Below are 19,074 nucleotides of genomic sequence, written 5' to 3'. Positions count from 1 at the left end.
GACTTGAGTAGCTTCCGACTCAGGCGCCCGGCCGGGTGAAACGGCAGTCTGGGGCGCATGACCCGACGCTACTGCTCGCTTCCGCAGCAGTCGGACCCGGTGTTCGCGCCGGGCCTGGCCGCCGAGCGGCTGAGCGCGCTCGTGGGCGGGCGGCGGATGTGGGTCAACGGCACGGTGCTGCACTACTACTTCTTCGACGCCGACACCGACACGTCGGTGATCCCGGTCCCGGGGACCGCGGAGACCCGGCCGGTGCCGTGGGCCGGTGCGAAGGAGCAGCGGGACATGGTGCGCGAGTGCTTCGGGGAGTGGCAGGACCTGGGCATCGGGGTGCGGTTCGCCGAGGTCCCGGACCGGCGCGAGGCCGAGCTGCGGATCGGTTTCCAGCTGGGTGACGGCTCCTGGTCGGCGGTGGGCCGGGACGCGCTCTCGGTCGGCCGGGGCGAGCGCACCATGAACCTGGGCTGGGATCTGACGGAGCCCGGCGGGCGGTGGACGGCGCTGCACGAGATCGGGCACGCGCTCGGCATGCGGCACGAGCACCAGAGCCCGTTCGCCGGACTGCACTGGGACGACGAGGCGGTCTACACCGACCTCTTCGGCCCGCCGAACCACTGGAGCCGGGACAAGACGCACTTCAACATCCTGCGCACGCTGGACCCGTCCGAGGCCAACGGCTCGGTGTGGGATCCGCAGTCGGTGATGCAGTACCCGTTCGGTCCGGGGCTGATCCTGGAACCGGAGCAGTACCACAACGGTCTGTACCCGCCGGGTTCACTGTCCCCGGCGGACAAGGAGTTCGTGCTCCGCTGGTACCCGCCCGCCGACGCCCCGGCCGCGCTGGTGCCGTTCCGCTCGGCGCCGTTCCGGCTGGGCCCGGGCGAGCAGGCGGACTTCGCCGTGGAGCCGTCGGAGACCCGCGTCTACACCGTGGGGACCTTCGGCGAGAGCGACTGCGTCGTCGTGGTCTTCGAGGAGCGCGACGGGGAACCGCGTTATCTCGCCGGCCACGACGACGGAGGCACCCCGCACAACACGAGGATCAGGGTCCGGCTCGTCAAGGGCCGCCGTTACTTCGTCCGCGTCCGTCTCCATTCCACGTGGGGGTCGGGGGAGACAGCGGTCATGTGCTGGTGAGACCGGCACAGGCCCGCGACGCGGAGGTCGGACCACTGTCCGGCGCCGGGGGAAGCGGCTGCGGGACGTCACCTTCGGGGGAGGGAGACGTCCCGCAGCCATACCCGGCCGGTCACCGGCCCGTTCCACCGCTCGGCAGCCTCTCAGCGGCCGGACTCCAGCGGCCGCTCCGGGTCCTTGGACCACTCCTCCAGCGAGCCGTCGTAGACGGAGACGTCCGTGCGTCCGAGCAGGGTGAGCGCGAGGGCCGCCCCGGCCGCCGAGATGCCGCCGCCGCAGTACAGGACGACCGGTGAGGCATCGCTCAACGCCCCTGTCTTCTCGGCGAGTCGGGGACGGGGCAGCATCCGTCCCGTCTCGTCGAGCAGCCCCCGGCCGGGCAGGCTGACGCTCCCCGGGATGGGGCAGCGCCACCGCTGGACGGTCGTCCTGGTGACCCACGACATCCGGGAGGCGGTCCTGCTCGCCGACACCGTCCATGTGCTGTCCCCGCGTCCGGCCACCGTGGTCGACCGGGTGGCGGTGCCGCTGCCGTACGGCGAACGGGACTTCACCGCACCGGAGTTCACGGCCGTGGAACGCCGGGTCCTAACTAGTCGAGCGGAACTGGCCGCCGCTGACCGACGCCGAGGTCACGGACGTGGTGGGCCCGGCGCGGGTGGTGTGGCGCAGCCCGCGCCCGCTGTCGGCGGCTGCCGTCGTGGAGCGGGACGGACGACGCCTGTTCGTGAAGCGGCACCATGTCCGGGTGCGCCCACCGGAGGCCCTCGCCGAGGAGCACGCCTTCCTGCGCCATCTGGGGGCGCGCGGAGCGCCGGTGGTGCGGGTGCTGGACGCGGCGGCGCGCGGCGAGTGGACGTACGAGGTTGACTCCACCGGGACCGGCACCGACCTCTACCGGGACGCCCTGTCCTGGTCGCCGTTCGCCGGCCCGGCCCACGCCCGGGCGGCGGGCGCGGCACTGGCCCGGCTCCGTCTGGCGGCGGGCTTCACCCCGCCCCGTCGTGCCCCGCGCCCCCTGGTCGCCTCCTTCACGGTGTTCGCGGCCCCGGACCCCCGGTCGGTCCTGGGTGCGTACATCGCCGAACGGCCGCTTCTGGCACCGGCGTTGGCGGACTTCCCGTGGCGGAGGGACACCGAACGCGTCCTGCTCCCCCTCCATGACCGCCTGGCTCCCCAGCTCTGCGGGCTGGCCCCGCTGTGGACCCACAACGACTGGCACGCCTCCCATCTCCTGTGGGGCGAGGACGGCGAGGTGTCCACGGTCCTGGACTTCGGCATGAGCGACCGCACGAGGGCCGTCCACGACCTGGCCACCGCGCTGGAACGCAACACCGTGCAGTGGCTGAGCCCCGATCGCCCGGTCCGGGAACGGGACGCGGTGGCACTGCTGCGCGGCTACCAGTCGGTCCGCCCCCTCTCACCGCCCGAGTCGGCGGCCCTCCCCGCCCTCCTCCCCCTGGTCCACGCCGAGTTCGCCCTCTCCGAGCTGGACTACTTCCACGGGATCACCCGGTCGCCGGAGAACGCGCGGCTGGCGTACGAGTACTACGACGGGCACGCCGAGTGGTTCCACGGGCGGGCGGGGCGCGGGCTTCTGGAGCTGGTGGCGGCGGAGGTCCGACGCACGGGGAGCGCTCCATACCCGACAGGGGATGTCAGGTATGGAGCCTAGCGTGAGCCCGGTCTCGCTCCCGCTCCCGCTCCCGAGGAGTTCCGCATGATCAACGGCTATGTCATCGGCGAAAGCCTGCGCCCCGGCGCCGAGTTCGCTCCCGCCGGGGTCCGGCTGCGCACGGTCCGGCGGCTCGACGTCTCGGCGAGTGCCGCCGATGCGCAGCCGGACCTGTGGACCCTCGTCGAGTGGGAGGCCGACGAGGCTCTCGCCGGTCCGCTCGCGGTGGCGCTCGCCGACGCGTTGCGCGCGGAGAACGGCTGGTACGCCGACTTCACGGCCGGGGACGAGCGCGTGGTCGTGTTCGCCGGGAGGGTGTTCCGGTACCGGCGCGGGGACGAGGCCGGGCGTGCCGCCGCGGTCGCGTACGGGCGGTCGGTGGGCACGCCGGAGCATCAGCTGGACTGGAAGGAGTGAACCGGGCGGGGCTCACCGCCGCGCCCACTCCTGGGCGAGGAGTTCGTACGAGCGGATGCGGTCGCGTTGGTCGTGGGTGATCGTCGTGATGAGCAACTCGTCGGCGCCGGTGGCCTCCTGGAGCTGTTCCAGACAGTCGGCGACGTGCTGGGGGCTGCCGACGAACTGGGTGTCGAGGCGGTCCTGGACCAGGGTGCGGTCCTCGGCCGTCCAGACGTGGGCACGGGCCTCCTCGGGCGTGGGGAAGGGGATGGCCCCTTCGGCCGTACGGATGCTGCGGACCCAGGGGCCGTAGCCGGTGGCGAGTTCACGGGCGGTGGTGCCGTCCTCGGCGACCACGACGTCGGCGGAGACGCTGACGTAGGGCTTGTCGAGGTGGTCGGAGGGCTGGAAGAAGGAGCGGTAGCCGTCGACCGCCTCCAGGACGGTGGCCGGGCTGACGTGGTAGTTGGCGGCGAAGGGCAGGCCGCGGGCGCCCGCGGCCTCGGCGCTCTCGCCGCCGCTGCTGCCCAGGATCCAGACCTCGATGTCGGCGCCCTCCCCGGGGACGACATGGGCCTCGGCGCCGTCCTCGGTGCGGTAGGTGCCGGCGAGCAGCGCGAGGATGTCGTCGAGCTGCTGGGCGTACTCCGGGGACTCGGCGTTCGGGAGCAGGAGCAGCCGGCGCTGGAGGGCGATGCGCGGGGAGCCGAGGAGGTGGGCGAAGGAGAAGCGGGGCGGGATGAGGAGGCCGTTGGGTGCCCGGCCGTCGACGACGGGGGTAGCCGTGGTCGACGGGGTGGGCCGCTCCCCCGGCGGCCGGCCGGCGGAGCGGCCCAGGCCCAGGTCGAGGCGGCCCGGGTGCAGGGCGTCGATCAGACCGAACTCCTCCACCGTGGACAGCGCGGTGCGGTGGCCCAGCTGTACGGCGCCGGAGCCGAGCCGGATCCTGGAGGTCGCGGCGGCGGTCAGCGCGAGCACGACCGCGGGGGACGTACCGGCTACGCCCGGGTTGAGATGGTGCTCGGCGAACCAGTAGCGGGCGTAGCCGAACTCCTCGGCGCGCTGGGCGAGTTCGATGGAGTTGCGCAGGGCGTCGGCGGCGGTGGAGCCGCTCGGGATCGGCACCAGGTCGAGGACACCGAGGGGGATGTCAGACATGTGCGGGCTCCTCGGCGGCCGGCAGCACGGGGGCCCAGGCGAACGGCGGGTCCGGGATCTCCTCGCGCAGCACCGGCGCGACCGCTGACTGGAACAGCTCCAGGGAGGCGCGGTGCTGAGTATCCGTCAGACCGCCCGCGTCCGCGTGCAGATGCAGGACCGTGTGCCCGAACCGCTCGTGGTAGCGGTGGACCTTGTCGATGATCTGCTGGGGACTGCCGACCAGCGCCGAGCTGCGCTCGACGAAGTCCTCGACCGTCTCGAAGACCACCGGCAGACCGGCCTTCTTCTGGAACGCGAGGTTGCTCTCGAAGATCGGCCGGTACACCTCCACCGCCTCCTGCGAGGTGGGCGCCGCGTACAGGCCCGCGCTGCCCGCGCCGACGGCGATGTCCGCCGGGTCGTGGCCGTAGTGCTCCCAGCGCTCCCGGTAGTACCGGATCAACTCGGCGTACGGCTCGATGGGGTTGGTGACGTTCGCGGAGAACAGCGGGTCGCCGTAGCGGGCGGCGAGGTCCACGGACTCCTTGCTGGTGGCGCTGCCGTGCCAGACCCGGACCGGCCGCTGGTAGGGGCGCGGCCAGACCTCGGCGTCCGTCAGCGGCGGACGGAACCGCGTGTCCGCGGTGACCTTGTCCTGCCGCCAGATCCGCCGGAACACCTCGTAGCTCTCGGCGTTGCGGTCCCACTGGTCCTCGGGAGTGACATGGAACAGCTCGCGCTGGGCGGCGCCGTTGCCCTTGCCGATGATCAGGTCGAGGCGGCCCTCGGAGAGGTGGTCGAGGGTCGCGTAGTCCTCGTACGCCCGGACCGGGTCCAGCAGGCTGAGCGTGGTGACGGCGGTGAAGAGCCGGATCCGCCGGGTGCGGGCGGCGACATGGCTGAGGACGACGGTCGGGGAGGAGGAGATGAACGGCCGCTCGTGCCGCTCCCCCACCCCGAAGCCGTCGAAGCCCAGCTCCTCGGCGAGCACCGCGTTGTCGAGGACCTCCCGGAACCGGTCGTGGGTCGGCTTCTGTACGCCGGTGAGCGGGTCCGGGCGGTGCACGATCAGGGTGATCGCGAGGAACTTCACGACGCGGCCCGTTCGGCGCGCGCCTGGTCGGGGTGGGCGAGGCCCAGGTGGTCGCGGAGGGTGGTGCCCTCGTACTCGGTGCGGTACACGCCCTGTTCCTGGAGCAGCGGTACGACCGTGTCGGCGAAGACGTCGAGGCCGCCGGGGGTGATGTGCGGGACCAGGATGAAGCCGTCGGAGACGTCGGCCTGCACGAAGTCGTTGATCGTCTTCGCGACGGTGGCCGGGGAGCCGACGAAGGTCTGCCGGTTGCCGGTGTTGATCACGAGGTCGCGGATGGACCACTTGTTGGCCTCGGCGAGCTCCCGCCACTCACGGGCGATGGCGAGCGGGTCGCGGTACATCCTGACCTGGGCGCGGCCCCGGGAGATGTGCTCCTCGCCGACCAGCGGGTCGACGTCCGGCAGCGGGCCCTCCGGGTCGTACGACGACAGGTCCCGGTTCCAGACGAACTCCAGGTGCTTGAGGGCCGTCGCCCCGCTGACCTGCTGCCGGCGCACCTGGTGGGCGATCTCCTCGGCCTCCTCGTCGGTGTCGCCGAGGACGAAGCTGGCGGCGGGCAGGATGAGCAGGTCACCGGGGGCCCGGCCGTACTTGGCGAGGCGGGACTTCACGTCCGTGTAGAAGGCCTGGCCGGCGTCGAGGGTCGCGTACCGGCTGAAGATCGCGTCGGCACCGGAGGCGGCGAACTCCCGGCCCTCGTCGGACTCGCCGGCCTGGAAGATCACCGGGCGGCCCTGCGGGGAGCGGGGCACGTTGAACTGGCCGTGGATGTCGAACTGGGCGCCCTTGTGCACGAAGGAGCCCGCGCCCGCGTCCCGCAGGAAGGTTCCGGTGGCCTGGTCGGCGATGATCTCGTCGCCGTGCCAGGAGTCGAAGAGCTCGTTCGCGGTGGTGAGGAACTCCTTGGCGCGGGAGTAGCGCTCGTCCTGGGGCAGGAAGCCGCCGCGGCGGAAGTTCTCGCCGGTGAAGGCGTCCCAGGAGGTGACCACGTTCCAGGCGGCCCGGCCGCCGGAGAGGTGGTCGAGGCTGGCGAACTGGCGGGCCACCTCGTAGGGCTCGTTGAAGGTGGAGTTGATGGTGCCGGTCAGGCCGAGGTGCTCGGTGACGGCGGCGAGCGCGGCGAGGACCGTGAAGGTGTCGGGGCGGCCGACCACGTCCAGGTCGTATATCTTCCCGCCCTGTTCGCGCAGCCTCAGGCCCTCGGCGAGGAACAGGAAGTCGAACTTTGCGCGTTCGGCGGTCCTCGCGAAGTGCGCGAAGGAGCTGAACTCGATGTGGCTGCCGGCGGCCGGGTCGCTCCACACGGTGGTGTTGTTGACGCCGGGGAAGTGGGCGGCGAGGTGGATCTGCTTCAGCGGCTTGCTCATGACGGTGTGTGGTCCTTCCGGCTCAGGCGAGGGCTGCGGCGTAGCGGTTGGCGGGGCGGGCGAGCCCGAGCAGGCCGCGCAGGGTGTCGGCCTCGTAGGCGGTCCGGAAGCGGCCGCGGCGCTGGAGTTCGGGGACCAGGTCCGCGGTGATGCGCGGCAGGTCGTGGCCGAGGACGGCGGGCCGGAGCCGGAAGCCGGTCAGCCCCTCGGCCGCGAACTCCTCCAACAGGTCGGCGAGTTGGGTGGCCGTGCCGGTGAAGATCCGGGTGTCGCTGGTGAGCGCTGCGCCGTCCAGGGCGTCGAGGCGCTCCTTGCGGGCGGCGGCGCTGGCCGGGTCGTCGTCCAGGAAGACCACGAGGTCGCCGAAGACGTGCACGGTGTCGCCGGCGCGTCCGGCGGCCTCCTGCTCGGCGCGGATCTCGGCGACGATCGCGCGGGCCTCGGCGGTGTCGTGCGGGGTGACGTAGCCGACGTCGCTCTGGCGGGCGATCAGCCGGTAGGGGACGCTCTGGTGGCCGAGGGCGGTGACGAGCGGCTGGCCCTGCGGCGGGCGCGGGGTGATGGAGGGGCCCTTGACGCTGAAGTGGCGGCCCTCGAAGTCGATGTAGTGCAGCTTGTCGCGGTCGACGAAGCGGCCCGTGGCGGCGTCCCGGATCTCGGCGTCGTCCTCCCAGCTGTCCCAGAGCCGGCGCACGACCTCGACGTAGTCGGCGGCCTCGTCGAAGTGGTCGGTGAGCCGCTCCTGCCCGGCCGGGGAGCGCAGTTCCGCCAGGTCGATCGGCGGGAAGGTGCGCCGGCCGAAGTGGTCGGCCTCGTGCGGGCGGGCGGAGATCTGCACCCGCAGCCCCGCGCGGCCGGTGCTCACGTAGTCCAGGGTGGCGATCGCCTTGGAGATGTGGAACGGCTCGGTGTGGGTGGCGATCACCGTCGGCACCAGGCCGATGTGGCGGGACAGGGGCGCGACCCGGGAGGCGGTCAGGACGGCGTCCAGGCGGCCCCGGACCTGGTCGGTGCGGCCGTCCAGCTCGCCGAAGTGCGAGGACTGCAGGCCGAGGCCGTCCTCGAAGGTGACGAAGTCGAGCAGACCGCGCTCGGCCTCGGCGACCAGGTCGGCCCAGTATCCGGCGGTGAACAGGTCGCGGGGGCGGGCGGCCGGCTCGCGCCAGGAGGCGGGGTGCCAGCCGGTGCCGTCGAGGGCGACGGCGAGATGCAGGGGAGAAACGGGTGCTGAGGACACGGAGGTGCCTTCCTGAAGATCCGTACGGGGGCACGCCGGTGCGGGGGCGTGGCGGGGTGGGAACGGGTCAGGAGCAACAGAGCGCGCCGGCCACGCGCTGGAGGTCGATGTGGGGCCGGGAGTGGAGGTGCACGGCGTGGCATGTCGAGGTCACTGCCGTCTCCTCCCTCGTCAGGGCGCCCTGCGGTGGCGCCTCGCACATCTCGTCGTGAGTCACAACGCCCCGTCCTTCGGTGGTGTTCCCGGGGCGCGCAGCAGCAGGGTGCGGCCGCGCAGGCGCTCGGTGAAGCCGATCGACTCGTAGAGCGGGATCGCCGTGGCGTTGCCCGGTGCCGCGTGCAGGAACGGGGTGTCGCCGCGGTCCCGGATACCGGCGGCGACCGCGCGCACCAGGCGGGTGGCCAGGCCCCGGCCCCGGTGGTCGGGGTCGGTGCAGACGGCGCTGATCTCCGTCCAGCCCGGCGGCCGCAGCCGCTGCCCGGCCATGGCGATCAGCCGTCCGCGGTGCCGGATGCCCAGGTAGGTGCCCATCTCGACGGTCCCACGGCGGAACGGTCCCGGCTCGGTGCGGGCGACGAGGTCCGGCATCTCGGGTACGTCGCCGGGTCCCAGTCGTACCGCATCGGGGTCGGGCTCGGCCCGCAGCGCCGTGTCGACCACGGTGGCGCCTGGATCGACGAGCACGTGCAGGTCGGCCCAGGCGGCCGGGTCGGTGGGGTCGGCGAGGGCCGCGTACGCGTGGACGTCGTCGGGATAGCGGGCCGGTCAGGGCGGACCGGACGGAGTTGTCGAGCACGGCGGTGCCGAGGTCTCCGCCGCCGCGGACGTCGGTGGGGACGGTCACGGTGGCGGAGTCCTCTCTTGCTTCAACCGACATGGTGCAGGGTGTTCTTGATGACTGATCAGGAGTTGTCGAGGGGCAGGCCGGGCGGATTGACCTCGGACTTGGCGACGGCCTCGTCGGAGAGGTTGTAGGCCTTGAGCCACTCGGCGTACTGGCCGTTCTTGATCAGGTAGTTGATGGCGTCGGCGAGCGGCTTGGCGAGTCCGCTGTCCTTCTTGGCGGTGGCCGCGATCAGGCCCTGCAGGCTGGCGCCGGCGCCCGAGTAGGTGCCCGCGGTGCGGGTGGCGTTGGGCGTGTTCGCCGTCTGCTTGTTGTGGTAGGCGAAGCCGGGGTTGGGGCCGAAGGAGGCGTCGATCTTCCCGCTGTTCAGGGCCAGGAAGGTGCTGGTGCTGTCCTGGAAGTACTTGACGGTGAGCTTCTTGCCCTCCTTGGCCAGCTTCGTCTTCCACTCCAGGAGGATCTTCTCCTGGTTGGTGCCGGAGCCGACGGCGATCGTCTTGCCGGCGAGGTTCTCGTAGTCGCCGTCGAAGTTCCAGGTGCTCTTCTTCGGCACGATGAAGGCGAGGTTGTCCTGCCGGTAGGAGGCGAACTCGTACTTCTTCTTGCGCTCTTCGGTGATCGTGATGTTGGAGAGGGCCACATCGACCTTGCCGCTGTCGATGCCGACGAACATGTTCTCCCAGGTGGCGTTCTTGATCTCCGGCGTGAGACCGAAGACCGCGGCGATCAGGCGGGCGAGATCGGGCTCGGAGCCGGTGAGGGTCTTCTGGTCGCTGCCGACGTAGGCCAGCGGCGGGAATCCGGCGGGCAGGGCGCCCTCGCCGATGACGAGCTTGCCGCTCTTGCGGACGGCCGCCGGCAGTTCGGCACTGATGGACTTGACCTCGGAGACCTTGATGGTGGTCTGGGTGCCGGCACCGTTGGAGACCCGTCCGACGACGACCTCGCCGGACTTGGCGCCGGCGGTGGTGGTGGCCGCGTCGCTGTCGCCCCCGCAGGCGGCGAGCCCGGTGGCGAGGGTGGCGACGGCGGTCGCCGCGGTGATGCCTCTGATCAGGCTGCGTCGGGTGAGGTGGGTGGGCATGGCCGTTCCTTGTCACTGGAAGAGGGTGCTGAGGGTTGGCGTGGGGGGAAATCTGGGGGTGCGACGGTTCACAGGACCTTGCTGAGGAAGTCCCTGGTTCGTTCGTGCCGCGGTTTGTCGAGAACCTCGGAGGGCGGGCCCTGCTCGACGATCCGGCCCTCGTCGATGAAGACGACCCGGTCGGCGATCTCGCGGGCGAAGCCGATCTCGTGGGTGACGATGACGAGCGTGGTGCCGCTGGTGGCCAGGTCCTTGATGACGGCGAGGACCTCGCCGACCAGTTCCGGGTCCAGGGCGGAGGTGGGTTCGTCGAAGAGGATCACGCCGGGGCGCAGGGCGAGGGCGCGGGCGATGGCGACGCGCTGCTGCTGGCCTCCGGAGAGCTGGCGGGGGTAGGCGCCGACGCGCTCGCCGAGGCCGACCCGCTCCAGGAGTTCCTTGGCCAGGGCCTGCGCCTCGGGCTTGGTGAGCTTCCCGGTGGCGACGGGGGCGGCGGCCACGTTGTCGAGGACGGTCAGGTGCGGGAAGAGGTTGAAGTTCTGGAAGACGAAGCCGATCCGGCCGCGCTGGGCCAGGATGGCGCGCTCGCTCAGCTCCTTGAGCCGGTCGCCCTGCCGCTTCACCCCGATCGGTTCGCCGTTGATGCTGACATGGCCGATCTCGGGCTTCTCCAGGTGGTTGATGACCCTGAGGAGCGTGGACTTGCCCGAGCCGGACGGGCCGAGGATGACGGTGACCTCGCCGGGGCGGATGGTCAGGTCGATGCCGTCCAGGACGCGGTGGGTGCCGTACCACTTGTGGACGTCGTGGATCTCCAGGGCGGCGGGGGCCGTCTCCAGGGTGTCGGTGCTGCTCATACGGCGGCCTCCCGGCGGATGCGGGCCCGCAGGTCGGTGAGGCCGGCCCGGAGCTTCTGCAGGGGCGTCGGCGGCAGTGCCCGGGTGGCGCCGCGGGCGTAGTACCGCTCGACGTAGAACTGGATCACGGAGACGACGCTGGTCAGGATCAGGTACCAGACGGTCACCACCAGGAGCAGCGGCACGATGTCGCCGGGGTAGGTGGAGCCCATGCTCTGCGCGGTGCCGAAGAGGTCGAGCAGGGAGACGTAGAAGACCAGCGAGGTGCTCTTGATCAGGCCGATCAGCTGGTTGACGTAGTTCGGGGTGATCGACCTGAGGGCCTGCGGGAAGACGATCCTGCGGAACTGGTAGCCCTTGGGCAGGCCGAGCGCGGCGGCGGCCTCGTGCTGGCCCTGGTCCACGGAGAGGATGCCGCCGCGGACCACCTCGGCCGCGTAGGCGGCCTCGTTGAGGCTGAGGCCGACGACGGCGATCACCATGTCGGTGGCGAGCTTCGACTCGTCGAAGGAGAAGAAGGCCGGCCCGAAGGGGACGCCGACGCTCAGCGTCTTGTACAGGGCGCTGAAGTTGTAGAGGAAGAGCAGGACCACGATGAGCGGGATGGAGCGCAGCGCCCAGACGTAGGTCCAGCTGACCGCGCGCAGCACCGGGCTCTTCGAGAGCCGGGCCAGGGCGAGCAGGATGCCGCCGAGCAGGCCCAATACCGCGCTGTAGGCGGTGACTTCGAGGGTGATGAGCAGTCCGTCGAGGAGGGTCGGCCGCAGGAACCAGTAGCCGAAGCGGTCCCACTGGTAGAAGGGGTTGGTCACCAGCCCGTGGGCGAACTGGGCGACCAGGACCAGGACGACGGCGGTGGCGATCCACCGTCCGGGTCGGCGCAGCGGGAGAACTCGCTGTGCCACCAGCGATTTTGACGGTTTGTCAGCGGGGGGCGCGGCGGGCGCGGTTATGGTGGCGCCTGGGGGTTCACTCATGGCGGGCTCCGGCGGAGTCGGACACCCCTGGTCCCACGGCCGGGAACGCGGTACCGCGCCGTGTTCGGGCACGGCACGGCACGCGGGGCGCGCGGGATGCGGGGGTGGGCGGACGGCGTCACACCGGGCGGCCGGTGTCTACGTCAGAGATGCGGTGTCTACGTCAGGGAAGCCGAGTCGCGAGAACTGCGGGGCGAAGGCGGAAGAGCCTGGTCAGACCCGACAGCGGGCACGGCCCGGTGCGGTACACGCGCTACACAGGGCGCTGTTGACACGGAGCAGGTCGACGGCACGGTCGGCGACGAGCGGGCTCGGATACGGCTGTACGCAGCCCTGGGCACGGCGCTCGGCCGTCCTGGAGGCTGCGTACATGTCCGTCACCTGTCTTGTGTGATGGCCCCGGGGTGGGGCCTCGCGCTTACCGAACGTCGTCATCCGGTCCGGTCGTCACCTGGGGCACCCCACCGCGATGCGAGGGTTGCCGGTCAGCAAGCCAGGGCTTGATGCTGACGCTCTTGACCGTTCTGGTCCGTAAGTAACGCAGTTGCCCGAACGAATGTCAACGCCTGTCCAGCCGGCGGAACGGTTCGGGCCGCTCTCACCTGCGGGAAACGTCCGCCGCATGGCCGGCCCAGTCCAGGATCTGGACGGCCGCGCCGGCGGCTTCCAGGCCCTGGCAACGGCCGTGGTGGCGACGGGCGATGCCGTCGAGGTCGAGGTGGGCGCCGAAGGCCGGATGCGCGGCCAGCCGCCGGGCGTAGGCCCACAGCACCGGGTGGTCGGCGATGCGGTGCACGGCGGAGGCGTCCAGGTGGGTGCGGTGCACGGTGTCGAGTTGCACCAGCGCCACCCACAACTCGATGTCCGCGGCGGTGAGCTGACCGCCGATCAGGAACTCCACCCCGGTCAGGCGGCGCTCCAGCTCGTCCAGGGTGGCGAGCAGGGTCTCCAGTGCCTCCGGGTCGCCGCCCTCGCGCCCGGCGCGCTGTGCGGCCTGTTCGACGCCCTCCGCGCAGAGCCGCTCGACGGCCTCGATCTCGGCCTCGGCGCCGCACGGGTGGAGCCGGGTGACGCCGTCGCCGAAGTGCCGGTCCAGGTCGCGCAGGATGTCCCGGCTGTGGGTGCTGACGATCCGGCCGGACCAGTCGTCGCTGAGCACGGGCGCGAGGGCCGGTCCCACGTAGCGGTGGGCGCTCGCCTCGTACAGCGGGCGCAGCGCCGTGTGGCTGCCGTCGGGACAGTCGGGGACCGCGGGCAGGAAGGTGACCGGACAACAGTCGTCGAGGCCGAGCAGGCTGTGGCCGACGGCGATGCGCAGGCCGTCGGCACAGGCGGTGGCCAGATGGAGCCGGTAGCGGCGCGGCACCGCGTAGTGGCCGCTGCGTGCGTCGCGGCCGATGCGGCCCCGGAAGCCGGGGGCGGTGCGGACGGACGGGAGGGCGGCGAGCGGAGTGATGGACATGCGTCTCCCCGGATGAGGGCGCGCGGACGTACGCGCGGCGGAAGCGTTCGTCGGTGGGTGGGGGCCCGGCTCGTGCGGGGCGAGCGGGCGCTCAGCCTCTGCGGCCGAGGGCGCTGCGGCCGGTGGCGCCGAGGCTGATGGCGCTGCACACACGCTGCAGATCGATGTGCAGGCGGGAGGTGAGCAGGGGGGCCGCCCAGGGCGTACGGCTCTCTCGGCGCGGTCTGCCGGTGAGCGTGCGCACGCGACCCATCTTTCCCTACCTTTTCACTAGGATTCCCATCTGGAGTGTCGATCCGCCTCCGCCCGACGTCAAGGGGGCGTCCACGCCTGGGACACCCGGCCCCGGGTTGCCGCCGTACGGCAGGGGCGGTCCGCTTAAGACGCAGGCCGAGTGACAGGAGCCGGATCCGATGACCGACGCCCCGGGTCCCGAGCCCGTGCCCGGGGCCGTGCCCGAGACCTTCGCGTTCGCCTGCGGGCGGTGCGGCAAGGCCTGGGAGGCCACCTTCCAGGCGGTGTTCTTCACCGACCCGATCGCCGACCCGGACCTGCAGAGCACCCAGGAGTACGTCGACGAGGCCGGCCGGGCGGTCCGCTCGCCGCTCGCGGACGCGGTGTGCCCGCGCTGCGGCAGCCGCAGGGTGCGGATCACCGCCCCCGGATCATGACGCGCCCCGCCCCACCGCGGCACTCACCCGAATGGCCCGTGCGGGTGGTCCGTGCTCCCGGCGGATGGTGGCGTGGAGGGACCTACCGCGTTCCCGAGGAGGCAGTCGCGATGACCCGTCCGTCCCGACCCGCGCGTGTTCTCGCCTCGGCCCTGGCGGCGGGAACCCTGCTCGCCACCGCGGCCTGTGCGGACCAGAGCGGCGCCCCCGAGGCCGTGTCCGTCTCGGCCGCCGCCGAGCGCTCCCCCTCCCCGTCGGCGACGCCCGCCCTCACCGGGGCCGGCGCGCAGGCCGCGCTGATCACACCGGCCGACATCGAGAACGACTCGCAGGTCGCCACCGACGCCGCGACCTGGCGCAACTCCATGCTGATCGGCAAGGTCGACGTGGCCGGCTTCCTCACCGCCAAGTCCGACGCCGCCGACTGCCAGCGGCTGCTGGACGGCCTCTACTCCGACAGCCTCCTCGGCCGCGCCACCGGCGCCTCCGCGCTGCGCGGCTTCACCTCGGAGGACTCCCGGATGCTGTACCAGGTCGGGGACTACGGCTCGGCGAACGTCGACGCCACCCTGGACTGGATGAAGACCCTGCCGGAGAAGTGCAACCAGTTCACGGCCACCGGCCAGGACGGCGGCAAGCGGACGGTGCAGGTCGTGGCGTTGGAGGTGCCGAAGGCGGGCGACGCCCGCGAGGCCCTGACCGTGACCGTCCAGGGCACCGCCGCGGGCCAGCCGTCCACCTTCAGCACGGACGTCGCGGTCCTGCGCGTCGGCGCCTCCGGGGCGGCGGTCACCAACGGCGGCCTCTCCGCCGTCGACCACGACAGCACCAACCGCGCCGTACAGGCCGGCGCCCAGCGCCTCAAGGACGTCCTGTCCGGCAAGACCCCCGCCCCGCTGCCGAGCCAGTGGGACTGAGTCAGTGCGACTGATCCGCGTCAGCCGATCCGGGCCCCGGTGCCGCTGACCCGGATACGCGGGTCGCGGGCGCGCAGGGTCACCGTGAGTTCGCCCGGACGGCCCAGGTCCTCGCCCTGGTGCAGGGTGAGGACGGCCTCCTCGGGGACCAGGCCCAGCTCGCGGACGTACGCGCCGAACGCGGCGGCCGCGGCGCCGGTCGCCGGGTCCTCGACGACGCCGCCGACGGGGAACGGGTCCCGGACGTGGAAGACGGTCGCCGACTCCCGCCACACCAGCTGCAGCGTGGTCAGGTCCAGGCGGTGCATCAGGGCTTCGAGGCGCGCGAAGTCGTAGGCGAGATCGGTGAGCCGGGCGCGGGTCGCCGCCGCGAGCACGAGATGGCGGGCACCGGCGAACGCGATCCGCGGCGGGAAGTCCGGGTCCAGGTCGGCGGCCGGCCAGTCGAGCGCGGCCAGCGCCTCGGCGAGGTCGGCCCCGGCGATCTCCTCGGTGTGCGGCTCGACGCTGGTGAGCGTGGCCCGCACCGTCCCGCCCGCTTCGGTCACCTCCACCGGCACGGTGCCGGCGCGCGTCGCGAACACCAGCTCCCCGGGGCCGGTCCGCTCGGCGAGCGCGACGGCGGTGGCGATGGTGGCGTGCCCGCAGAACGGCACCTCCGCCTTCGGGCTGAAGTAGCGGATGGTGAACGCCCGTCCCGCCGGGCCGCCGAGGCCCTGCGGGGGTGCGGTCAGGAACGCGGACTCGGAGTATCCGAGGTCGGCGGCGATGGCCAGCATGTCGCTGTCGTCCAGGGCGGAGGCGTCCAGGACGACACCGGCGGGGTTTCCCCCGGCGGGGGTGCTGGAGAAGGCGGTGTATCGCAGGACCTCGGGTCGCGGCGCGTTCGTCGTCATGATCTCGGCAACACGAGGCGGAGCCGGGGCTATTCCTGGTCGCTTCGGTGTCGGTTCAGTGGGGCATGGGCTCCTCGGAGTTGCGCTGGGCGGTGCCCGGCTCGCCGTTGTCGCGGTGCCACTCGACGACGAGTTCGTCCCGGGCGCCGAAACGGACCAGGTGCCGGCCGACGACACCCTCCAGGAGGTCGAGGTGCTCCGGCTCCGCCTCCACGGCCAGCAGCAGCGCGCCGTCGGTGGCGGTGAGGGTGCCGGTGCCACCGTTGTCGAAGGCGAGTGTGCCGGCGCCGCTCTCCTCGTCCCAGTCGGTGCGGGCGCGGCGGCCGAGATGCGAGGCCAGCTGCTTGGCGTAGCGGGCGGGGCGGTCGGTGGTGACACGGGCTTCGGAGCGGGCCATCCGGAACTCCCGGGGTAGCGGCGGGTGTACGTCGACGGGCCCACGCTACGTCGGGGCGCGGGCCGGTGAGGCATAGCGGGATCCGCAAGATATGGACTCGGCGCACGGACGCTCACCCGGAAGCCCCGGGAAGGGGATCACTCCGCAGGGTGCTCGGCGCCATGGCCTGCGGCACCGCGGCGCTCGCCTCACGGGGCACGAACCCGGTCTCGGCGGCGTACGCGGCGCAGGCGGTGGCCCTGGTCGGCCGCCGACTGCCCGTCGCCCACGCCGACGACTCGGACCTGGAGGCCCGGGCCGGGCTGATGCTCGGCGCCCGTCCGGCGGGCCGGGCGCTCACCCTCTCCGGGCCGGGTCTCGTTCACGGTGTCGAGCACGCCCCGACCGCGCACACCGGCACCCCGCACGGTGTCGCGCTCGCGCCGTCCTTGAGATCTCCGGCGCGCTGCGCTTCAAGCAGCCCTGCGCGAGCTCGGCGTCCGCCCGGGCCTGCTGCGCCCGATCACCGCGGGCGCCCTGGCGGACGCGGTGACCCGCAACGCCCCGCGGCAGCCGACCGGGGAGCAGGTCCTCGGGATCCTCGAAGCGGTGTACCAGACCGGAGTGACACAGGTGGCCCGTGGGGCGACTGCCTTCGGTTCGCCCTCGTCGACCGTGGCTGAATCCCTACCGGTCGACCGTCACGACCATTCCGATGCGGCGCTCATATCGGCCAGGCAGAACGTGACTGGTTGTCATCGTGGAGCGCCGTCTGCCCGTCGGGCAATTGCCTGATGGGCAGACCCATGTCCGGATCGGACGGATCCTGTTCGTACTTGAGTCGAATCCCTCCGTGACATGCCGTAATGAGGACAACTTGCGTCCCATATCGCACAGTCGAAGCGGAATGCAAGGTGCCGCGTTTCAGTCAAAGTCGCGTTGCGATCTTGGCCGAGATGGGTCGATAAGTAGACAATAAATTGGGCGAACGACCTGGGGGAACGAAAAGCCACTGCCCGACGAACGACCTCCGGTTCCGGACTGACCCGGAGGCAGCGCGCAGGAGGGGTTGTGGAACGCTATTTCACTAGTGAGCGGCACGATGACTTGCGGCATCGTGTGCGCGAGTTCGCCGAGCGCGAGGTGCGTCCGCGGATAGCGGAGATGGAGCGTTCGCGGGCCGTGGCCCACGAGCTCTCCGGCCTCATCGCCCGGCAGGGCTGGATCGGCGTCACCATCGGCACCGAGTACGGCGGGATGGGGGCCGGACATCTCGCCAAGACGATCATCATCGAGGAACTTGCCCGCGTGAGCGGCGCCATGGGAGCCATGGTGCAAGCCTCCCAGCTCGGCGTCGCCAAGATCATTCATTTCGGCGACGCGCAGCAGAAGAGCACGTGGCTGCCGCGTATCGCCGCGGGCGACTGCCTGCCGACCATCGCCGTCACGGAGCCGGAGTCGGGCGGCCATGTGCTGGGCATGGGCAGCACCGCCGTCCGCGACGGCGACGACTACGTCCTCAACGGCCGCAAGGTCTTCGTCGGCAACAGCCATGTCGGCGACCTGCACGGGGTGGTCGTCAGGACCGGCGAGGGATCGCGAGGGCTGTCGGCCTTCCTGGTCGAGGCCGACCGCCCCGGCTTCTCGCTCGGCGAGCACCAGCCGGCCATGGGGCTGCACGGCTTCAGCTTCGGCGAGCTGATCTTCGACAACTGCCGGGTACCGGCCGCGAACCTGCTCGGCGCCGAGGGCAAAGGCCTGGCCGTCGCCTACTCGTCGAGCATCCTGTACGGCCGGCCCAACCTGACCGCGGTCTCCCTCGGCATCCACCAGGCCGTGTTCGAGGAGACGACCGCCCTGTGCATCGAGCGGGAACGCTACGGCACTCCCCTGGGCGAACTCACCAACATCAAGCTCAGGCTCGGCCGGATGAAGTCCCGGCTGATGACCGCCAGACTGGCCGCCTACCACGCCGTACACCTGCTCGACCAGGGGTTGTCGTGCGACACCGAGCTGATGAACGCCAAGCTCCTCAACGTCGAGGCAGCCATCGAGTCCGCCCGTGACGGCATGGAGATCCACGCCGCCAGCGGCCTGTTCACCGACCGCCCGGTGGAGCGCTACCTGCGCGACGCCCATCACATCTACGCGCCCGCCGGCACCTCCGACATCCAGCTGCTGCGCCTCGGCGAGACCGCGCTCGGCACGGCCAAGGGCCAGTGGTCCGAGCGCCTGGCCGACCTCGTGCGCAGCGTGGCGCCGCGGCCGCGCGAAGAACAGCTGGAAGCGGCCGGGCACGCGGGCTGAACCCCCAGCGCGCACCGGCTCAGATCCCTCCCCGCTCCTCCATCTCATGGATACGGTCGACCAGTTGCTGCGCCAGTGACTTGATGGTCGCCAGCCCCTCGCGCCCCCACGGGTGGGTCTCCGTGTCCACCACGCAGATCGTTCCCAGGGCCATCCCGGTCTTCCAGTCGATCAGGGGGGTGCCCATGTACGAGCGGATACCGATCTCGTCCACGACCCGGTTGCCCGCGAACCGCGGGTAGTCGCAGACGTCCTCGAGCACCAGGGCCTTCTTCCGCACGACGACGTGCGGGCAGTAGCCCTGGTCGCGTGTCATCGTCCGGCCGACCTGGTTCTCCTGCGGCTCCAGCTGCACCCCGGGCCGGCCGGCCGCATACAGGCCGGCGAAGTACTGGCGGTTCTCGTCGATGAAGTTGACCATCGAGAACGGGGCGCCGGTGACGTGCGCGAGATTGCGCGCGAACTCGTCGAACTCCGGGATCGGAACGTCTCCGATGCCGAGCTCGCGCAGCCTGGCGACCCGGGCGGGGGCGTCCTGGTCGTCCGGCGTGAGCAGCAGATGGCGGGTCGGGTCGTACTGGGGCGTCTGGTAGGGAACCGGGGCAGACATGCAGGCTCCATTCGGCCGCGCT

The 19,074-nt window shown here is 71.8% G+C and carries 22 protein-coding genes and 1 riboswitch; of the genes, 7 read left to right on the top strand and 15 right to left on the bottom strand.

Going from position 1 to position 19,074, the window contains the following annotated elements:
* The first annotated feature begins 57 nt into the window (after positions 1-57).
* Positions 58-1,137: a M12 family metallopeptidase gene (locus tag ACFZDK_RS20990; RefSeq protein ID WP_390974447.1), complete on the top strand. Its 1,080-nt coding sequence runs from the start codon at positions 58-60 to the stop codon at positions 1,135-1,137.
* 143 nt (positions 1,138-1,280) lie between these two features.
* On the opposite strand, the gene ACFZDK_RS20985 is transcribed toward ACFZDK_RS20990, so the two are convergent.
* Entirely contained in the window at positions 1,281-1,691 is a 411-nt protein-coding gene (locus ACFZDK_RS20985) for a rhodanese-like domain-containing protein (protein ID WP_390974445.1), read from the bottom strand.
* A gap of 86 nt (positions 1,692-1,777) precedes the next feature.
* Here ACFZDK_RS20985 and ACFZDK_RS20980 point away from each other — a divergent pair, with 86 nt between their 5' ends.
* Together ACFZDK_RS20980 and ACFZDK_RS20975 are read left to right on the top strand one after the other, a co-directional pair.
* Positions 1,778-2,812, top strand: a complete 1,035-nt coding sequence (locus tag ACFZDK_RS20980; RefSeq protein WP_390974443.1) for a phosphotransferase — start codon at positions 1,778-1,780, stop codon at positions 2,810-2,812.
* Positions 2,813-2,857: 45 nt separating this feature from the next.
* Positions 2,858-3,229 (top strand): hypothetical protein, encoded by a 372-nt coding sequence (locus ACFZDK_RS20975; protein ID WP_390974442.1) that lies wholly within the window; start codon positions 2,858-2,860, stop codon positions 3,227-3,229.
* Positions 3,230-3,241: 12 nt separating this feature from the next.
* Here the strand turns inward: ACFZDK_RS20975 and ACFZDK_RS20970 are convergent, their stop codons facing one another.
* The 11 genes from ACFZDK_RS20970 to ACFZDK_RS20920 form a co-directional block, all read right to left on the bottom strand.
* Positions 3,242-4,369 (bottom strand): LLM class flavin-dependent oxidoreductase, encoded by a 1,128-nt coding sequence (locus ACFZDK_RS20970; protein WP_390974440.1) that lies wholly within the window; start codon positions 4,367-4,369, stop codon positions 3,242-3,244.
* Complete coding sequence (locus tag ACFZDK_RS20965; RefSeq protein WP_390974438.1) at positions 4,362-5,444, bottom strand: LLM class flavin-dependent oxidoreductase; 1,083 nt, start codon at positions 5,442-5,444, stop codon at positions 4,362-4,364. Before ACFZDK_RS20965 ends, ACFZDK_RS20970 begins: the two co-directional genes overlap by 8 nt.
* Positions 5,441-6,814 (bottom strand): NtaA/DmoA family FMN-dependent monooxygenase, encoded by a 1,374-nt coding sequence (locus ACFZDK_RS20960; protein WP_390974436.1) that lies wholly within the window; start codon positions 6,812-6,814, stop codon positions 5,441-5,443. The genes ACFZDK_RS20965 and ACFZDK_RS20960 overlap by 4 nt, the downstream gene beginning before the upstream one ends.
* 22 nt (positions 6,815-6,836) lie before the next feature.
* Positions 6,837-8,051, bottom strand: a complete 1,215-nt coding sequence (locus ACFZDK_RS20955; protein ID WP_390974435.1) for an LLM class flavin-dependent oxidoreductase — start codon at positions 8,049-8,051, stop codon at positions 6,837-6,839.
* Positions 8,052-8,118: 67 nt separating this feature from the next.
* A complete protein-coding gene (locus ACFZDK_RS20950) occupies positions 8,119-8,253 on the bottom strand; it encodes a putative leader peptide (protein ID WP_390975018.1) in 135 nt (44 codons plus the stop codon).
* An 11-nt stretch (positions 8,254-8,264) separates the two neighbouring features.
* Complete coding sequence (locus ACFZDK_RS20945; RefSeq protein WP_390974433.1) at positions 8,265-8,735, bottom strand: GNAT family N-acetyltransferase; 471 nt, start codon at positions 8,733-8,735, stop codon at positions 8,265-8,267.
* 218 nt (positions 8,736-8,953) lie between these two features.
* Positions 8,954-9,979, bottom strand: coding sequence for a transporter substrate-binding domain-containing protein (locus ACFZDK_RS20940; protein WP_390974432.1), 1,026 nt, complete (start codon positions 9,977-9,979; stop codon positions 8,954-8,956).
* Positions 9,980-10,047: 68 nt separating this feature from the next.
* Entirely contained in the window at positions 10,048-10,836 is a 789-nt protein-coding gene (locus tag ACFZDK_RS20935) for an ATP-binding cassette domain-containing protein (RefSeq protein WP_390974430.1), read from the bottom strand.
* Positions 10,833-11,813 (bottom strand): ABC transporter permease subunit, encoded by a 981-nt coding sequence (locus tag ACFZDK_RS20930; protein ID WP_390974428.1) that lies wholly within the window; start codon positions 11,811-11,813, stop codon positions 10,833-10,835. The genes ACFZDK_RS20935 and ACFZDK_RS20930 overlap by 4 nt, the downstream gene beginning before the upstream one ends.
* 409 nt (positions 11,814-12,222) lie before the next feature.
* A riboswitch (SAM riboswitch) is annotated at positions 12,223-12,334 on the bottom strand.
* 77 nt (positions 12,335-12,411) lie between these two features.
* Entirely contained in the window at positions 12,412-13,275 is an 864-nt protein-coding gene (locus ACFZDK_RS20925) for a glutathione S-transferase C-terminal domain-containing protein (protein WP_390974426.1), read from the bottom strand.
* A gap of 91 nt (positions 13,276-13,366) precedes the next feature.
* Positions 13,367-13,528: a putative leader peptide gene (locus ACFZDK_RS20920; RefSeq protein WP_390974425.1), complete on the bottom strand. Its 162-nt coding sequence runs from the start codon at positions 13,526-13,528 to the stop codon at positions 13,367-13,369.
* Positions 13,529-13,688: 160 nt separating this feature from the next.
* Here ACFZDK_RS20920 and ACFZDK_RS20915 point away from each other — a divergent pair, with 160 nt between their 5' ends.
* Positions 13,689-13,946, top strand: coding sequence for a hypothetical protein (locus ACFZDK_RS20915; protein ID WP_390974424.1), 258 nt, complete (start codon positions 13,689-13,691; stop codon positions 13,944-13,946).
* Between the two features lie 110 nt (positions 13,947-14,056).
* On the top strand, positions 14,057-14,863 hold the full coding sequence (locus tag ACFZDK_RS20910) for a hypothetical protein (protein ID WP_390974423.1): 807 nt from the start codon (positions 14,057-14,059) through the stop codon (positions 14,861-14,863).
* A 20-nt stretch (positions 14,864-14,883) separates the two neighbouring features.
* On the opposite strand, the gene ACFZDK_RS20905 is transcribed toward ACFZDK_RS20910, so the two are convergent.
* Positions 14,884-15,759, bottom strand: a complete 876-nt coding sequence (locus ACFZDK_RS20905; RefSeq protein ID WP_390974421.1) for a PhzF family phenazine biosynthesis isomerase — start codon at positions 15,757-15,759, stop codon at positions 14,884-14,886.
* 55 nt (positions 15,760-15,814) lie between these two features.
* Positions 15,815-16,156, bottom strand: coding sequence for a DUF2218 domain-containing protein (locus ACFZDK_RS20900; RefSeq protein ID WP_390974420.1), 342 nt, complete (start codon positions 16,154-16,156; stop codon positions 15,815-15,817).
* Positions 16,157-16,317: 161 nt separating this feature from the next.
* Here ACFZDK_RS20900 and ACFZDK_RS20895 point away from each other — a divergent pair, with 161 nt between their 5' ends.
* Complete coding sequence (locus ACFZDK_RS20895) at positions 16,318-16,818, top strand: iron-containing alcohol dehydrogenase (RefSeq protein ID WP_390974418.1); 501 nt, start codon at positions 16,318-16,320, stop codon at positions 16,816-16,818.
* Positions 16,819-17,206: 388 nt separating this feature from the next.
* Positions 17,207-18,442, top strand: coding sequence for an acyl-CoA dehydrogenase family protein (locus ACFZDK_RS20890; protein WP_390974416.1), 1,236 nt, complete (start codon positions 17,207-17,209; stop codon positions 18,440-18,442).
* Positions 18,443-18,461: 19 nt separating this feature from the next.
* Here ACFZDK_RS20890 and ACFZDK_RS20885 read toward each other — a convergent pair whose 3' ends face one another.
* Positions 18,462-19,052 (bottom strand): GAF domain-containing protein, encoded by a 591-nt coding sequence (locus ACFZDK_RS20885; RefSeq protein WP_390974414.1) that lies wholly within the window; start codon positions 19,050-19,052, stop codon positions 18,462-18,464.
* Positions 19,053-19,074: the final 22 nt, after the last annotated feature.

Origin of the sequence: Streptomyces sp. NPDC007901 (assembly GCF_042959465.1) — a bacterium.
In the GTDB taxonomy this organism is placed as follows: Bacteria; Actinomycetota; Actinomycetes; order Streptomycetales; family Streptomycetaceae; genus Streptomyces.
Note: the sequence above shows the minus strand (reverse complement) of the source record. Positions and strands in the feature narration are given on the sequence as shown.

Excerpts from the sequence above, each read along its gene's own strand:
- ACFZDK_RS20900 (WP_390974420.1), bottom strand. The coding sequence starts at position 16,156 with ATGGCCCGCTCCGAAGCCCGTGTCACCACCGACCGCCCCGCCCGCTAC.
- ACFZDK_RS20940 (WP_390974432.1), bottom strand. The coding sequence starts at position 9,979 with ATGCCCACCCACCTCACCCGACGCAGCCTGATCAGAGGCATCACCGCG.
- ACFZDK_RS20885 (WP_390974414.1), bottom strand. The coding sequence starts at position 19,052 with ATGTCTGCCCCGGTTCCCTACCAGACGCCCCAGTACGACCCGACCCGC.
- ACFZDK_RS20905 (WP_390974421.1), bottom strand. The coding sequence starts at position 15,759 with ATGACGACGAACGCGCCGCGACCCGAGGTCCTGCGATACACCGCCTTC.
- ACFZDK_RS20960 (WP_390974436.1), bottom strand. The coding sequence starts at position 6,814 with ATGAGCAAGCCGCTGAAGCAGATCCACCTCGCCGCCCACTTCCCCGGC.
- ACFZDK_RS20915 (WP_390974424.1), top strand. The coding sequence starts at position 13,689 with ATGACCGACGCCCCGGGTCCCGAGCCCGTGCCCGGGGCCGTGCCCGAG.
- ACFZDK_RS20910 (WP_390974423.1), top strand. The coding sequence starts at position 14,057 with ATGACCCGTCCGTCCCGACCCGCGCGTGTTCTCGCCTCGGCCCTGGCG.
- ACFZDK_RS20920 (WP_390974425.1), bottom strand. The coding sequence starts at position 13,528 with ATGGGTCGCGTGCGCACGCTCACCGGCAGACCGCGCCGAGAGAGCCGT.
- ACFZDK_RS20970 (WP_390974440.1), bottom strand. The coding sequence starts at position 4,369 with ATGTCTGACATCCCCCTCGGTGTCCTCGACCTGGTGCCGATCCCGAGC.
- ACFZDK_RS20975 (WP_390974442.1), top strand. The coding sequence starts at position 2,858 with ATGATCAACGGCTATGTCATCGGCGAAAGCCTGCGCCCCGGCGCCGAG.
- ACFZDK_RS20935 (WP_390974430.1), bottom strand. The coding sequence starts at position 10,836 with ATGAGCAGCACCGACACCCTGGAGACGGCCCCCGCCGCCCTGGAGATC.
- ACFZDK_RS20895 (WP_390974418.1), top strand. The coding sequence starts at position 16,318 with ATGGCCTGCGGCACCGCGGCGCTCGCCTCACGGGGCACGAACCCGGTC.
- ACFZDK_RS20950 (WP_390975018.1), bottom strand. The coding sequence starts at position 8,253 with ATGTGCGAGGCGCCACCGCAGGGCGCCCTGACGAGGGAGGAGACGGCA.
- ACFZDK_RS20925 (WP_390974426.1), bottom strand. The coding sequence starts at position 13,275 with ATGTCCATCACTCCGCTCGCCGCCCTCCCGTCCGTCCGCACCGCCCCC.
- ACFZDK_RS20930 (WP_390974428.1), bottom strand. The coding sequence starts at position 11,813 with ATGAGTGAACCCCCAGGCGCCACCATAACCGCGCCCGCCGCGCCCCCC.
- ACFZDK_RS20990 (WP_390974447.1), top strand. The coding sequence starts at position 58 with ATGACCCGACGCTACTGCTCGCTTCCGCAGCAGTCGGACCCGGTGTTC.